The sequence below is a fragment of the Pseudomonas sp. MBLB4123 genome (assembly GCF_051904775.1).
GTDB lineage: Bacteria > Pseudomonadota > Gammaproteobacteria > Pseudomonadales > Pseudomonadaceae > Aquipseudomonas > Aquipseudomonas benzenivorans_B.
In genome coordinates, this window is record NZ_CP196711.1 from 408,452 (window position 1) to 422,433 (window position 13,982).

Genomic DNA, 13,982 nt, shown 5'->3' on the forward strand with positions numbered 1-13,982 from the left:
CGCCGATTTTGCCGGCCTCCTGCAGCACGCTGCCCCCATGGCTTCGCCTGGCGGCGCGCGTGATGGCGGGCCGTCGGCTACCTTCAATGGGGTAGGCCGCCCCGGCGCAATGGCCTGCGCAGGGGGCGCCTGGCGGGCTCGCGGCGCACTGGCAGCTTGTGGTTCGAGCGATCTGCAGGCAGCATGCGGCCTGTCCCGGGGCCGACGCTAAGGTGCTCGCCCGCCAGGGGCGACTTCCAGTGCACCCTGCGTCATCTGAGTCGAAGGAGCGAGTGAGTGGGCCCAATCAGAGCCAATCCGTTACGCGCCCTCGATTGGCGGTGGGTGCTCGGTGCGCTGCTGCTGTGGGGAGGCTTGGCTACCCTGGTCACCGGCGTTGCCGGGCGCGCCGAACGGGAGCATATGCAGGCCCTGCTGAACTACGGGCTGCAGTCGTCGAGTCAGCAGCGCCTGGAGTCCCTGGCGCGCCAGGTCGACCGACGCCGCCAGCAGGTGCGCCTACTCGCCAAGCTGCCGCCCGTCTTAGGCCTGGCGCGGGCCAGTCGCAATCAGGGTTTCGATGCGCTCGAGCAGATCTCCCAGGAAGCCTGGCAGCGGCGTCTGGAAAGCATCTTCTCCGCCTTCGCCATCACCACCCCCAACGTGCTTCAGGTCAGCCTGATCGGCGTCGCCGATGGGGGGCGCGAGTTAGTACGGATCGTTCAGCGCGGCGGCCGGGTCCAGGTGCTGGACCCCTCCCAGCTGCAGCGCAGGGGCGATAGCGCCTATTTCCGGGAGGCCGTCAGGCTGCGCAACAACGAGGTGTTCGTCTCGGATATCGAGCAGGAGCCAGGGAGCGCCGAGCAACAGTCGTCGGCGATGCTGACGATGCGGGTGGCGGCCCCGGTCATCGGCGACGATGGCACGCTGTTCGCCATCGTGCTGGTCGAGTTGGATGCCCGCCGGCTGCTGGCCTCGCTACGAGCCACCCCGGACGAGCGGCAGTTGCGGGTCTACGTGAGCACTCGGGACGGCGACTTCCTGCTGCATCCGGGTGCCAGCAGCGGCATGGCGGGCAGCGCCCGAACCCGGCGTTGGCAGGACGAGTTCCGCGGAACCGATGCGCCCGGGGAGCGCATGCAGCCGGTCGTGTTGGCGCCAGGTACCGGCGCCTATGCCATCAGCCAACGATTGGCGCTCAATCCGGGCACGGGCGATGAGCGTGACCTGACTCTCACCCTGGCCATGGCGGACACTGTCGTCACGGCCGCGGTGACCAGGGCGCGCTGGACTGCCGGGCTGGCGCTGCTCGGCGGTGGGCTGCCCGTCGTCCTGCTGGCCATCGGCCTGCATTGGCAGCGTCGGGCGCTGCACCGTCGCCGGACCGAGCTGGCGGCGATAGTGGCGGGTTCCCGGGATGCGATCATCGGCAGTTCGCCGGACGGCTTGGTCACCAGTTGGAATCCGGCGGCCGAGCGGCTGTTCGGCTACCCAGCCGAAGAGGCGATCGGTCAGCGTCTGGCCGAGCTGATAGTGCCCCAGGCGCAGGTCGACGAGGACCGCATGCTTCACCAGCGCGTCTTGGGCGGCGAAGCGCTGCCCGGCGTCGAGCGCATGCGTCGGCGTCAGGACGGTAGCCTGCTGTCGGTAAGCCTGACGGTCAGCCCCCTGGTCGACCCGGCTGGCGACGTGGTCGGGCTGGCCGACACCATCCGCGATAGCGGCGCGCAGCCCCAGGCGCAGGCTCCTGCCCAGGCGCTGCAAACCGTGCATGGGCACCCGGCGCAGGAGCAGGTGGCGGGTTCCGCTGCCCTGGCCCAGGCGATCCTCGCCGAGGCCGGTCATGCCGTAGTCGCCACCGATCTGGAGGGCGTCGTCACCCTGTGCAACCCGGCCGCCGAGCGCTTGCTCGGCTACGCCGCCGAGGAGCTGATCGGCCGGCAGACGCCGCTGCTCTGGCACGACTCGCAGGAAGTCGCGCAGCGTGCCGAGGTCGTCTCGGGAGAACTGCGGCAGGCGTCGGCACCGGGCTTGGCGACCTTGCTCGGCAAGTCCCGGCGCAACCTGCCCAACCAGCAACAGTGGACCCTGATTCGCAAGGATGGCTCGCGTGTCCTGGTGTTGCTGACGATTACCGCGTTACGCGGCGAGGGGGGCGCCATCCAGGGCTTCGTCTTCACGGCCGTGGACATCCCGCGGCACGCGCAGGGCCGGCGCGAGCCGCCGGCAACCGAGGCCCAGCCGGCTAAGACCGCCGAGCCCGCCACTGTCGCGACAGCCCCGGCGGCGCAAGTGAGCGGGGCGACCAGGCCCAGCGTAAACGCCAGCCCAAGGTCGCGGGAACTGGCCGGGTTGCGCCTGCTGCTGGTCGAGGACAATCCCACCAATCAACTGGTGGCCCAGGCGCTGCTGGTCAGCGCCGGGGCCGAGGTGGCGGTCGCCAGCGACGGCCAGGCCGGGGTCGACGCGGTCGAACATGCCGAGACGCCCTTCGATGCGGTGCTGATGGATATTCAGATGCCGGGCATGGATGGCTACGAGGCCACCCGGGAGATTCGCCGCCAGCATGCTCACGAGCAGTTGCCGATCATCGCCATGACCGCCAACGCGATGCCGGACGACCGTGCCGCCGCGCTGGCGGCGGGGATGAACGAACATGTCGGCAAGCCGTTCGAGCTGGCGACTCTGGTCGCGGTGATCCAGGGGCTGACCGGCCGGGCCGCGGCGGTGGCGACGCCCACGCCCATGGCGCCGCTGCAGGCATCACGGGCCGTGCTCGACAGCGCCACTGCGTTGCGCCGCTTCGACGGCAACCGGGCGATCTACCGGCGGGCCCTGAGCAAGTTCTCCGCCGATACCCGGGCGCAGCTGAGCGAACTTCCGACTACGCTCGATGAAGGTTGCGCGCGACTCGCCGCCAGGTTGCACAACCTGAAGGGGCTCGCCGCCACCCTGGGTGCCGAGGTGTTCGCCTCACTGGCGGGTGAGGCCGGCCAGTTGCTCGCCGGCGACTGCACGCCCGAACGTTGGGCGGCGCTGCGCGCAGCGCTGGAGGAGGCCGGCCGCGAAGCGGTCGATGCGGCCGAGGCACTGCTCGCGCAGATGCAGGAGGAAGCGGCACCGACAGGTGCGGGCATGGGCGAAGTGCTACCGCGGGAGGAGCTGCTGGCGTTGAGGCAGCTGTTGGAGGCCAATAATATGGATGCAGTGTTCGCCTACGACCGGTTGAACGCGCATTATCAGGACGCCGCTTCGCCCCTGTTCGCCCAACTCGGAGAGGCGATAGGGCGACTCGATTTCTCCGCGGCGGCGGAGCAGTGCCAGGCTTTGTTGGAAGGCGGGGAGAGGGAATGACTGCAAACTACGGCATCGGGCCAGGCCCTTATGATCTTGGTGGTCGACGCGCACGCCTGTTGGTGGTCGATGACGAGCCGGTCTTCGTCCGGTTGATCCACCAGCTGTTTTCCGCCGAGCATGAGGTGTTCATGGCCACCAGCGGTGAGCAGGCCCTGGACATGTGCGCCAGTTCGGTACCGGACCTGATTCTGCTGGATGTCATGATGCCGGGCATGGACGGGCGGGAGCTGTGTCGGCGCCTGAAGAAGCTGCCGGAGGCCCAGGCGATCCCGGTGATCTTCGTCACCGCGCGTGAGTCCCTGGACGAGGAGACCGCCTGCTGGGCCGCCGGTGGAGTCGACTTCGTCAACAAGCCCTTCAACCCGCTGACCTTGCGCAATCGGGTCAATGTCCACCTGGCGCTGAAGTTTCAGACCGATCGCCTGCGCGAGATGGCCTTCGTCGACGGCCTGACCGGCATCGCCAATCGTCGCCAGTTCGAGGAGCGGCTGGAGCTGGAGTTCCGCCGTTGCCGCCGCAGCGGCAGCTCGCTGGCGCTGTTGATGATCGATGTCGACTTCTTCAAGCCTTACAACGATCGTTATGGCCATCAGGCCGGTGACGAGTGCCTGCGTCAGCTCGCGTCGTTGCTGAGGACGAGCATGAGCCGTCCCGGCGACCTGGTGGCGCGCTACGGCGGTGAGGAGTTTGTCTTCCTGCTGCCGGAAACGGACGAGGCGGGTGCACGCGTCATCGCGCAAAGGCTGGTGGATGCGGTGCGCCAGCTCAATCTGGAACACCTCGATTCCCATGTCGCCCCAGTGGTGACTATCAGCATCGGCGTGGCCGTGCTGGGGGCGGGCTCGAGCGACAGCTGCGAAGCGCTCATTGCCCTGGCCGATGCTCAGCTCTATCGGGCCAAGAAGCAGGGGCGCGGGCGCGTCTGCTGCGCCCTGAGCCCGGCGGATCGCGACGCCGCGGCGCAGCGCTGAGTCGCGGCGCCAGCGAGCCGCTTAGGCCCCGGTGACGGGGCATTCACACCAGCGAATATTCTTCGCCTATCACCGCAGGGTCGAAGGGTTTGCGGCTGAAGACGCGCTGGACCATAGGCCGGAAGTATTCCAGGTCCGGGGTCGGGTAGCTGGGGTCGAACGACGCCTGGTCCCACTTCTCGCAGAAATCCACACACAGCTGGTAGGCCGGGTGATCCTGGTACCTGTCGCGCTCGTGGCGATCGCCGCCGAAGTGGTGCGCGTAGTAGTAGTTCTGGAACAGGCCATGGTGATGCAGCACCCAGGTGACCTCGCCACGCACATAGGGCCGGATGACTGCCGCCGCCAGTTGCGAGTGGTTGTAGGGGGCCAGGTCATCGCCGATGTCATGGATCAGCGCGCCGACGATCATGTCCTCGTCGGCCCCGTCGGCCTCGGCCCGGGCCGCGCTCTGCAGCGAGTGCTGCAAGCGGCTCACCCGGTAGCCGCTGAGGCTGTGCTCCAGCTCGGCCAGGGCCTTGAGAATGCGCTCCGGCAGGTTCTGGTTGAACTCGTTTTCCAGGCGCTCGAGGAAGTGGTACTCCTCGCGCGTGCCGTCTTTCATCTGAGTGAAGTTCACGCTGTGCATCAGGCTGCGTCCTTTTCGGTTTCTGGCTGGAGGTGGAGGCTGGCGTAGCGCTCGCGCGGGCCATCTAGGTCGATGTAGCAGCCTTGCAGGTGGCGGCGGCCCTCGGAGTGATCGAAGCCGGTACGGCCGTGCAGAACCCGGCTGTTATCGAACAGCATCAGTTCGCCGGCTCGCAGGGGAAAGCGAATCTCGTAGGCCGGATCGCAGAACAGCTGACCGAGGCGCTGGCGTGCCCGGTGAAAGGCCTTCATGTGCTCGACAGGAAGCAGCGGCAGGCCATCGAGGCGCGGGCTGTAGTGCACGCCCAGCGTGCGGCCCTGCGCATCGGTCTTGATGATCGGCTTGTGGCTGACGAGCTCGGTGCCCCGGTCGATGAAGCGGAACTTGACCGCGGTGTCCTTGAGCAGGCGATAGCCCTCGGGGTCTGTCGCGGCCAGCTCACTGACCACGCGAACACTGTCCACCAGGGTCGACAGGCCGCCGGAGGTCTCATTGATCAGACAGTGCAGCAGCTGTATGCCCGGCACCGGATCGCGATAGGGGTTGTCGGTATGGGGGCCCAGGTGCACGCCGGTGTAGGCCAGATCGTTGGCGTCGGGCCGGGAGTAGACCTCGAAGTAGCGCCCGAAATTGGTTTCCTTGAGGTAACCGAATTTGCTGGCCACTTCGAGGATGCTTTCGGATGCGGTGGGGACTCCCGTCAGGATGATGAAGCCGTGCTTCAGGTAGGTCTCGAGGGCCGCGAGAAAGCCTGCAGGCGCGGCCATGTCAGGCCAGTGGAAGCGCATCGCGGCCTGGTCGAGCGAGCTGTCCCAGGCGATGGCGGTCGGTAAGGCGTCGTCCTGGGACAGCTCCGCACCCAGGCGCGAGCAGTCGTACAGGCTGCGATGGCCATCGCTGAACTCGAGCCAGGCTTGTGTCGCGGTGATGGGTTCGACCGAGCGCAGGACGATGTCCGGGGCGATCGCGTGGGAGTCGAACAGCCGCTGCTGGGTCTTGCCGTCGAGCTGCAGCGGGTCCTGGGTGCGTTCGCGCAGCCACAGCGCAGGCAGCTCGGTTAGCTCGCCGCGGAGGCGGACCTGTACCGCCGGGCGGGTCTGTTCGAAGATGAACTCGATCGTATTCACAGGCTCACTCCATGCTGCAGGACAGTGTGCGGACGGGGCTGGTCGCGGGTGGTGCGGCACCACGACTGGCCGGGCTATTGGCCCGGTCGGGAGGCTTGCCCGGTATGCGTTCCCTGGTGTCTTCGGTGCATGGTACTCACCCGGCCGGAATCCGGCACTGGGCCATAAGTTGATGCTCAGGCATGCAGAAAATTTATGCACTGACCCCTTGGACCCCGAGGCTGGCACGCTGCAGCCGGCCTCGCACGGGCGTGCTGGGCGCAGCTGCTGTGCGAGGCCCCAGCGCTGCGGGCATCGAGCGCTGAGGCATGGGCAGGGGGCGGAGAAGTCGCTCGGCGGTGGCGGCGGAGCGTGGTGCGAGCAGGCGTCCGAGAGGGGGCGTCGAAACGGCAGCGGCGCTCCGGATCGAGTCGTGCTGGGCATCGGCGGGCTGCCTTGCCGGGAGCCAGCCCTCGCTGCGGGGTGCGGGGCTCAGCGCCTCGGTCCTGGCCCCTGGCCGAGGCCCGGGGTGGTCGCTGCCGTCCCGCGCTGGCGCGCGATCTAGACCAGCGGCGGGGTCAGCCAGCGGTGGGCCGGGATTTCCCGCGACTGGCGGGCGGGAGCTGGGCCGGGCGTGGCCGTTCTGGCCATCGAGTCGAGTCGTGCCTTGGGGGCGGCGTGAGGTATGCGCCGGTTGCCCAGCGTCAGCTTGAAGAGTTTGGCTAATGCCATATATGGGTGACCCTTGTTCTTATTTTTGCCGTGCAGCTCGATCGGGCTGACGAGGCGTCGCTTGGATCGAGCCGCATGAGTGTGCCACGATCTGCCGGACGCGATGCTACGTGCGTCCGCAGCCGTTGCGCCGCCTAGGATAAGCATCTTTGCTGCGGGCTGCACAGACCTTTTCTCTTGTAGCCGAGGCAAGCAGAACTCTTATGGGAGCCGAGCGCAACCATCCCCCTTCGATGAAAGCCTTGGTCGCGTTCGAGGCGTCCTATCGCCTGGGCTCCATGACTGCCGCCGCTCAGGAGCAGGGCACCACGCAGCCGGTGATTTCACAGCGCATCCGCGTGCTGGAGGACAGCATCGGGCGGGTATTGTTCGACCGTTCCGGCAACAGGCTGACGCCCACCGAACAAGGCCGTTTCCTCTACGGCGAGCTGGCCGGCGCGCTGGCGAGCATCAATACGGCGGTGGCAAAACTGCGTGACGAGGCCCAGGCCGTCGAGCCGAGCCTGTCGATCGCCGCCAATTTCGGTTTTGCCCATGCCTGGCTGCTGCCCCGGATGGGCGCCTTGCAGCAGGCGTTTCCCCGTTACCGTTTCGAGATTGCCCCGGCGGACTCCGAGTCGGCCCTGGAAATGGCCGAGGCGGACATCGCCATCCGCTTCGGCCAATTGGGCAGTTGTCGGCACAACGAGGTGCAGCTCGCTCAGGAGGAGGTGTTCCCCATCTGCAGCCCGGCTTTCGCCCGGCGCCATGGCTTGGCCGGTCGCGTGGACGAGGCGGTGCTGGCGCGGGTGCCGCTGCTGCACATGGATCAGAACAACCCGCGCTGGCTCGACTGGGCCCGCTGGTGCAGCCTGGCGGGTCTGGCGCCCGTCACGGATGCGGCACGCTTCAAGTTCAACAACTACCCGTTGCTGCTGGGGGCGGCGCTGCAGGGCGAGGGCTTGGCGCTCGGCTGGTCGGAGCTGGTGCAGCAGCCGCTCGCCGAAGGCCGGCTGCTGGCGCTGCAACCCCGGGTGGTCCGGCGTGATCACGGTTACCTGCTGGCCAGCAAGCACCGCAACAGCAGCCTGCTCCAGCCGGTTATCGAGTGGTTCCAGGCCGAGTTCGCGCAGGCCGCGCTGAGCTGAGCGCGGCCTGCGCCGGCCCAGGTTCAGTCCAGCGACTCGTCGTCACGCTGCAGCACGTAGCGGCGTCCGTTCTCGTCGTCCACGCGGTCGTGCACATAGAACATCACCACCTCGCCCAATCCCGGCATGGTCGCCACGTAGTCGCCGATCTCGGCGGTGAAGTAGCCGGCCGATCCGGGCTTGGCTTCGCACTCGAGGACGGCGTTCATGAACAGCGCGGGGGCGCTGTCGCCGTAGAACTCGTCCCGCTGCGCGGCATCCCAGTCCGCCGGTGGCTGGAAAGTGCCGGCGAAGAGTACCTTGGCATCGCCCAGGTCGCGCTCCTCGGCATCGGGGTCGTTCTCGTCCGGGCGGTAGAGGGTGCAGTCCTGGGACTGCGGGTGGTCGAGGACGGCCTGGCGGGCCAGAGCCAGTTGGGGGTCGAGCTGGGGCATGGAGCGCTCCGCGGTCAGGGGATCGGCAAAGTGGGCGGGTAGGCCCGAGGGCGCCACGTTACAGATCCCCGTCTGTGTCGGGAAGCGCTAACGCCAGTTCAGTATCGGCCAGCCGGCGTGTTCGGCATGCATGCGCAGCAGCGGATCGGGGTTGACCGCGTGGGGGCGGCCGACCCGTTGCAGCAGCGGCAGGTCGTTGCGCGAGTCGGAGTAGAAGCAGGCGTCGTCCAGGGCGCCGCCATGCTGTTCCAGCCACGCCTGCAGGCGGCCGACCTTGCCCTCGCGGTAGGTCAGCACGCCCTGGGTGTGGCCGCTGTAGCAGCCGTGCCGCTGTTCCAGGTCGATGGCCAGCACCTCTTCGATGCCCAGCCGGGCGGCGACGGCGCTGACCAGAAAGTGCGCCGAGGCGGAGATCACCAGCAGGCGGTCGCCTGCCGTGCGGTGTCGGGCCAGGCAGGCGACGGCATCGCCGTACAGCAGCGGTTCGATCACAGCCTCGACGAAGGGTTCGACCACATGGGCCACTTCCGCCACGCTGCGCCCGACCAGGGGCGCGAGGCTGAAGGCCATGTAGTTCTCCATGGCCAGTCGGCCCTCGGCGTACAGCGCCATCAGCTCGTGGTCGCGGGCCAGGAAACGGGCGCCGTCGACCCAGCCGAGCCGGGCCATCTCCGCGCTCCACAGGCTGGCGCAGTCGCCGGCGATCAGGGTTTCGTCCAAATCGAAGATTGCCAGGGCCATCAGGCCACCTCGCGGATGGCGTGGGCGTCGATATTCAGGGCGACGGTCTGGCCGCTGGGATGCAGGTCGGCCGCCGAGCGATTGAGCACGTCCACCAGCAGCTCCACGCCGCGGGCCTCGACCCGGTAGCGGATGACGTTGCCGAGCAGGCTGTGGCCGCGCACCTGGGCCTCGATGCCGCCCTGGCCGCCGAGGACGATGGCCTCCGGGCGGATGGCGATGCGCCCGGCCACCGGCCGGCCGAGCAGGCGGCTGGCGCTGTTGGCGTCGAGCAGGTTGTAGTTGCCGATGAAGCCGGCGGCGAAGGCATCGACGGGGGCGGTGTAGAGGGTCTCGGCGTCGCCGCTCTGGATGATCCGGCCGGCGTTCATCAGGCAGATGCGGTCGCTCATCACCAGTGCCTCCTCCTGGTCGTGGGTGACGAAGAGGGTGGTCAGGCCCAGTTCCTGCTGGATGCCGCGGATCTGCTCGCGCAGGTGCTTGCGGATGCGCGCATCCAGCGCCGACAACGGCTCGTCGAGCAGCAGCAGGCGCGGACGGGTGACCAGCGAGCGGGCCAGGGCCACGCGCTGGCACTGGCCGCCGGAGAGCTGGTGCGGGTAGCGCTCGGCGAGCTCCCCCAGCTCGACCATCTCCAGGGCTTCGTCCACGCGGCGGCGGCTCTGCGCCTTGTCCACCTGCTGCATGCGCAGGCCGAAGGCGACGTTGCCCCGCACCGTCATGTTGGGAAACAGGGCGTAGCTCTGGAACACCATGCCGATGCCGCGCTTCTGCGGCGCCAGGGGCACCAGGTCCTCGCCGCCCAGGAGGATCTGCCCGCCGTCCACCTCGGTGAGGCCGGCGATGCAGCGCAGCAGGGTGGACTTGCCGCAGCCGGAGGGGCCGAGCAGGGTGACGAACTCGCCCTGGCCGATTTCGCAGTGGATGTCGCTGAAGATCGGGGTGGCACCGTAGCGCTTGTGCAGCCCGCGGATGGAGAGGTAACTCATGACTTGTCCTTGTTCAGGCGGTTGGCGACCCAGGTGAACAGCAGCACGAAGAAGAAGTAGGAGATCACCAGGGCGCTGTTGAAGTGGCCGCTGCTGTTGCGCATGTTGTTCAGGTACACCTGCAGGGTCTCGTAGCGGGTGCCGACCAGCAGGTTGGCGAACACGAACTCGCCGAACAGGAAGCTGAAGGACAAGAACAGCGAGACCATCAGGCCCTTGCGCAGGTTCGGCAGCACCACCAGCAAGGCCGCCTGCCAGGTGCTGGCGCCGAGCAGCTGGGCGGCGTCCATCAGGTCGCGCAGGTTGATCGCCTGCAGGTTGTTGGTGATGGCCCGGTACATGAAAGGCAGGGCGATGGTGAAGTAGCAGCCGATCAGGATCCAGGGCGTGCCGACCATGGCCAGCGGCCCGGAGCCGTAGACCTGCAGCAGGCCCACCGAGGACACCACCGGCGGTACGGCGAAGGGCAGCAGGATGAGGATGTTCATCAGCCCGTCCAGCTTGGGGAAGTGGTAGTGCACCACGAACAGCAGCGGCAGGATCAGCAGCACCGAAAGCAGCAGGGCGACGATGCACACCAGCAGCGACTGGCCGAAGGCGGCGAGGAAGCGCGCATCGCTCCACAGCGCCAGGTACCACTTGAAGGTCAGGCCGTCCGGCAGCACCGTGGCGCCCCAGCTGGTGGACAGCGAGTAGAGCAGGGTGGCGGCCAGCGGCAGCAGCAGGATCGCGAACAGCAGCCAGACCACGGTGCGATGGTAGAGGCCGGCGGGGATGGCATCAGCGCGGGACATGGTAGCTCCTCTTCAGCAGCAGCTGGTGCGCCAGGGTGATCAGCGCCATCAGGCCGACCAGCACCATGGCCAGGGCGCTGGCCAGGTCTGGATCGAGCGAGATGTCGCCGGAGACCAGGCCGGCGATGCGGATCGGCAGCACGTTGAAGTTGCCGGTGGTCAGGTAGTACACCGTGGCGTAGGCGCCCAGGGCGTTGGCCAGGAGGATGACGAAGGTGCCGAGCAGCGCCGGGGTCAGCACCGGCAGGCCGATGTGCCGCCAGTAGGCCCAGGTGCCGGCGCCGAGCAGCGCGGCCGACTCGCGCCAGTCCTCGCGCAGGGCGTCGAAGGCCGGGTACAGCAACAGCACCCCGAGGGGGATCTGGAAGTAGCTGTAGAGCACGATCAGGCCGGTCTTGGAGTAGAGATTGAAGTCCTCGATCACCCCGGTCTGCTTGAGCAGGATGGTCAGGGCGCCGTTGAAGCCGAGCAGGATGATGAAGGCGAAGGCCAGCGGCACCCCGGAGAAGTTGCTGGTCATGTTGGAGAAGGCGATGACGAAGTCGCGCAGCCTCGAGTCCACCTGGCGCAGCGAATAGCTGCCGAGGATGGCGATGGCGATGCCGATCAGGCTCGACCAGAAGGCGATCTGCAGGCTGTGCTTGATCGCCTGCAGGTAGAACCTGGAGGCGAAGATCTTCTCGAAGTGGTCCAGCCCCCAGCCGTCGCCGACGCTCAGGCTGTGCACCGCGACCCAGACCAGCGGGGCGACCTGGAAGGCGATGAAGAACAGCGCGAAGGGCAGCAGGCACAGCGCCGCCAGCCACCTGCTGCGCCTGTGGAAGGCGGCGCGAGGCTGCGGCGTCACGGCCGGCCGGGCGGCGGCGATTTCGCCGCTGGATTCGATTCGGCTAGTCATTTGAGCAGCTCCCGGCAGACGGGCTTGTCGTGCTCCACGCCGAGCAGTTCGCAGACGGTGCCGCACAGCTCGGTCTGCCTGGGCCGGACCGCGGCGTCCAGGCTGAAGGCGCTGCCCAGGACGAACAGCGGCACTTCCCGTTCCTCGGGCAGCAGGCCGTTGTGCGAGCGGTCGGTGTTCATGCCGTGGTCGGCGGTGACCAGCACCTGGTAGCCGGCTTCCAGCCAGGCTTGCAGGTAGTCGGCCAGGATGATGTCGGCGCGGCGGGCGCTGTTGCGGTACTGCGGGCTGTCGAGGCCGTGCTTGTGGCCGGCGTCGTCGATGTTCATCGGGTGCACCAGGAGGAAATTCGGCTTATGGCGCAGGCGCAGGTGCTCGGCGTCGGCGAACAGGTGCGAGTCCGGGTAGTGGTCGGCGTAGTAGAAGTGGCCGTACTGGATCGGCAGGTCGGCGTCGTCGGTATGGCGGTCGCGCACCGCCTCGAAGGGCGCGCGGTTGTACAGTTCGCTGACCCAGTGATAGGCCGCGGCGGCGGTGGTCAGGCCGGCGGCACGGGCATAGTGGAAGATGCTGCGCTGGTTGGACAGGCGCACCACATCGTTGTGCACCACGCCGCTGGCGATGGGCGGCACGCCGGTGAGGATGCACTCGTAGAGTGGACGCGACAGCGACGGCAGTTCGCAGTCGAGCCGGTACAGCGCGGCGCGGCCGGCGGCGCAATAGGCCTGCAGGTGACCCAGGGCATGCCGGGCCACCTGGTAATTCAGGCCATCCAGTACGACCAGGATGACGTTGTGTTTCATGGAGATGACTGTTCCCAAACCAGTTTCAAGCGCAATACCGGGGCGCCCGATGGGCGACCCCGGCCATTCGCCCCCTTGTCGGGGCGTCATTCCATATTGATGATCACATGCTCCTGCCACAGTTGCGGCAGGGCCTTGGAGGTGGCTTCCCAGGCGGCGGCGTCCATGATCGGTCGCACCTTGGCGTACTGGGCGTTGGGCAGCAGCTTGGCCTGCACCTCGGCCGGCAGGCTCAGGTGATCGGCGCGGATCGGCCGGGCATTGCCCTTGGCCAGGTTGATCTGCCCGGCATCGGAGAGGATGTATTCGCGGGCCAGCTTGGCGGCGCTGGGGTGCTTGGCGTACTTGTTGATGATGGTGCTGTAGCCGGAGATCACCGAGCCGTCGGAGGGGATCAGCACCTCGAAGCGGCTCGGGTCGATCTGATCGCGGTAGGACAGGCCATTGAAGTCCCACACCACGCCGACTTCCACCTCGCCCTTCTCCAGGGTCTGGATGGTCGGGTTGGACAGCGAGAGGCGGCCCTGTTCGGCCAGTTTGGCGAAGAAGTCCAGGCCCGGCTGGATGTTCTTCTCGTCGCCGCCGCCGGCGATGGCCGCGGCCAGCACGCCGTTGACCGCCTGGGCGGCGGCGCTGACGTCGCCGATGGCGACCTTGTACTGGCCCTGCTGGAGGTCGGCCCAGGAGGTGGGGATGTCCTTGACCAGGTTCTTGTTGACGATAAAGGCGATGGAGCCGGTATAGGCCAGCATCCAGTGGCCGTCGGCATCCTTGGCCCAGTCCGGGATCTGCTCCCAGGTGCTCGGCTTGAAGGGCTGGGTCACGCCCTGCTGCACGGCGATGGGGCCGAAGGCGGCGCCGACGTCGCCGATATCGGCGGTGGCATTGTCCTTCTCGGCGGCGAACTTGGCGATTTCCTGGGCCGAGCTCATGTCGGTGTCCAGGTGCTGGAGGCCATAGAGCTTGTTCAGGTCCGTCCAGGTGTCCTTCCAGTTGGCCCAGCTGTCCGGCATGCCCACGCTGTTCACCGCGCCTTCGGCGCGCGCGGCCTGTTCCAATGCCTGGAGGTCGGTGGTGGTGGCCATGGCCTGGGTGGCCAGGGCGATGGCCGAACCCATCAGTGAAGCCAGCAGCAGTTGTTTCATTGGAAACTCCTTTGCGATGAAGGTGTTGGTCTAGATCAGAAGGATCGAGGCCAATCTAATTAGCGGAGGTGACAGTTTTATGTCCGGCGCGCCTATGCTGTTTTTCCTGTTGTTTGCCCAGGCGGCGAAGAAGAAGCGTAGACCATGGCAAAGTGGCTGATTTCGCAGCCTGGACGCACATCTTGCGGATGTCCCGGGGAGACCTGGCTGGCTGCTGTCACCGCTCGGTCATCTGGATTGCCTAGACTTGTAACAGGTTTGCCGGGCTTCGACCCGGC

The 13,982-nt window shown here is 67.4% G+C and carries 12 protein-coding genes; 3 read left to right on the forward strand and 9 right to left on the reverse strand.

The features are described from left to right. Positions 1-276 precede the first annotated feature (276 nt). A complete protein-coding gene (locus ACSX1C_RS02015; protein ID WP_439888008.1) occupies positions 277-3,333 on the forward strand; it encodes a PAS domain-containing protein in 3,057 nt (1,018 codons plus the stop codon). Then, positions 3,330-4,307: a diguanylate cyclase gene (locus tag ACSX1C_RS02020; protein ID WP_439888009.1), complete on the forward strand. Its 978-nt coding sequence runs from the start codon at positions 3,330-3,332 to the stop codon at positions 4,305-4,307. The genes ACSX1C_RS02015 and ACSX1C_RS02020 overlap by 4 nt, the downstream gene beginning before the upstream one ends. Before the next feature lie 43 nt (positions 4,308-4,350). Here ACSX1C_RS02020 and ACSX1C_RS02025 read toward each other — a convergent pair whose 3' ends face one another. Beyond that, positions 4,351-4,935, reverse strand: a complete 585-nt coding sequence (locus tag ACSX1C_RS02025; RefSeq protein ID WP_439888010.1) for an HD domain-containing protein — start codon at positions 4,933-4,935, stop codon at positions 4,351-4,353. After that, on the reverse strand, positions 4,935-6,062 hold the full coding sequence (locus ACSX1C_RS02030) for a TauD/TfdA family dioxygenase (protein ID WP_439888011.1): 1,128 nt from the start codon (positions 6,060-6,062) through the stop codon (positions 4,935-4,937). The genes ACSX1C_RS02025 and ACSX1C_RS02030 overlap by 1 nt, the downstream gene beginning before the upstream one ends. A gap of 944 nt (positions 6,063-7,006) precedes the next feature. Between ACSX1C_RS02030 and ACSX1C_RS02035 the strand changes: the two genes are divergently transcribed. After that, complete coding sequence (locus ACSX1C_RS02035) at positions 7,007-7,900, forward strand: LysR substrate-binding domain-containing protein (RefSeq protein WP_439888012.1); 894 nt, start codon at positions 7,007-7,009, stop codon at positions 7,898-7,900. A 23-nt stretch (positions 7,901-7,923) separates the two neighbouring features. On the opposite strand, the gene ACSX1C_RS02040 is transcribed toward ACSX1C_RS02035, so the two are convergent. The 7 genes from ACSX1C_RS02040 to ACSX1C_RS02070 all read right to left on the reverse strand — a co-directional run bounded on the left by ACSX1C_RS02040 (position 7,924) and on the right by ACSX1C_RS02070 (position 13,704). Beyond that, a complete protein-coding gene (locus tag ACSX1C_RS02040) occupies positions 7,924-8,334 on the reverse strand; it encodes a hypothetical protein (protein ID WP_439888013.1) in 411 nt (136 codons plus the stop codon). Between the two features lie 87 nt (positions 8,335-8,421). Next, positions 8,422-9,075: an HAD family hydrolase gene (locus tag ACSX1C_RS02045; RefSeq protein ID WP_439888014.1), complete on the reverse strand. Its 654-nt coding sequence runs from the start codon at positions 9,073-9,075 to the stop codon at positions 8,422-8,424. Further along, positions 9,075-10,064 carry an ABC transporter ATP-binding protein gene (locus ACSX1C_RS02050; protein WP_439888015.1) on the reverse strand — a complete coding sequence of 330 codons (990 nt, stop codon included), beginning with the start codon at positions 10,062-10,064 and terminating at the stop codon, positions 9,075-9,077. The genes ACSX1C_RS02045 and ACSX1C_RS02050 overlap by 1 nt, the downstream gene beginning before the upstream one ends. Further along, on the reverse strand, positions 10,061-10,858 hold the full coding sequence (locus tag ACSX1C_RS02055; protein WP_439888016.1) for an ABC transporter permease: 798 nt from the start codon (positions 10,856-10,858) through the stop codon (positions 10,061-10,063). Before ACSX1C_RS02055 ends, ACSX1C_RS02050 begins: the two co-directional genes overlap by 4 nt. Further along, positions 10,845-11,756, reverse strand: coding sequence for an ABC transporter permease (locus ACSX1C_RS02060; protein WP_439888017.1), 912 nt, complete (start codon positions 11,754-11,756; stop codon positions 10,845-10,847). Before ACSX1C_RS02060 ends, ACSX1C_RS02055 begins: the two co-directional genes overlap by 14 nt. Further along, a complete protein-coding gene (locus ACSX1C_RS02065) occupies positions 11,753-12,559 on the reverse strand; it encodes an alkaline phosphatase family protein (protein ID WP_439888018.1) in 807 nt (268 codons plus the stop codon). The genes ACSX1C_RS02060 and ACSX1C_RS02065 overlap by 4 nt, the downstream gene beginning before the upstream one ends. Positions 12,560-12,645: 86 nt before the next feature. Further along, entirely contained in the window at positions 12,646-13,704 is a 1,059-nt protein-coding gene (locus ACSX1C_RS02070; RefSeq protein ID WP_439888019.1) for an ABC transporter substrate-binding protein, read from the reverse strand. Positions 13,705-13,982: the final 278 nt, after the last annotated feature.

What these genes read in the sequence shown, in the direction of transcription:
- ACSX1C_RS02040 (WP_439888013.1), bottom strand. Translation starts at nt 8,334, where the DNA reads ATGCCCCAGCTCGACCCCCAACTGGCTCTGGCCCGCCAGGCCGTCCTC.
- ACSX1C_RS02055 (WP_439888016.1), bottom strand. Translation starts at nt 10,858, where the DNA reads ATGTCCCGCGCTGATGCCATCCCCGCCGGCCTCTACCATCGCACCGTG.
- ACSX1C_RS02020 (WP_439888009.1), top strand. Translation starts at nt 3,330, where the DNA reads ATGACTGCAAACTACGGCATCGGGCCAGGCCCTTATGATCTTGGTGGT.
- ACSX1C_RS02035 (WP_439888012.1), top strand. Translation starts at nt 7,007, where the DNA reads ATGAAAGCCTTGGTCGCGTTCGAGGCGTCCTATCGCCTGGGCTCCATG.
- ACSX1C_RS02065 (WP_439888018.1), bottom strand. Translation starts at nt 12,559, where the DNA reads ATGAAACACAACGTCATCCTGGTCGTACTGGATGGCCTGAATTACCAG.
- ACSX1C_RS02045 (WP_439888014.1), bottom strand. Translation starts at nt 9,075, where the DNA reads ATGGCCCTGGCAATCTTCGATTTGGACGAAACCCTGATCGCCGGCGAC.
- ACSX1C_RS02025 (WP_439888010.1), bottom strand. Translation starts at nt 4,935, where the DNA reads ATGCACAGCGTGAACTTCACTCAGATGAAAGACGGCACGCGCGAGGAG.
- ACSX1C_RS02070 (WP_439888019.1), bottom strand. Translation starts at nt 13,704, where the DNA reads ATGAAACAACTGCTGCTGGCTTCACTGATGGGTTCGGCCATCGCCCTG.
- ACSX1C_RS02060 (WP_439888017.1), bottom strand. Translation starts at nt 11,756, where the DNA reads ATGACTAGCCGAATCGAATCCAGCGGCGAAATCGCCGCCGCCCGGCCG.
- ACSX1C_RS02050 (WP_439888015.1), bottom strand. Translation starts at nt 10,064, where the DNA reads ATGAGTTACCTCTCCATCCGCGGGCTGCACAAGCGCTACGGTGCCACC.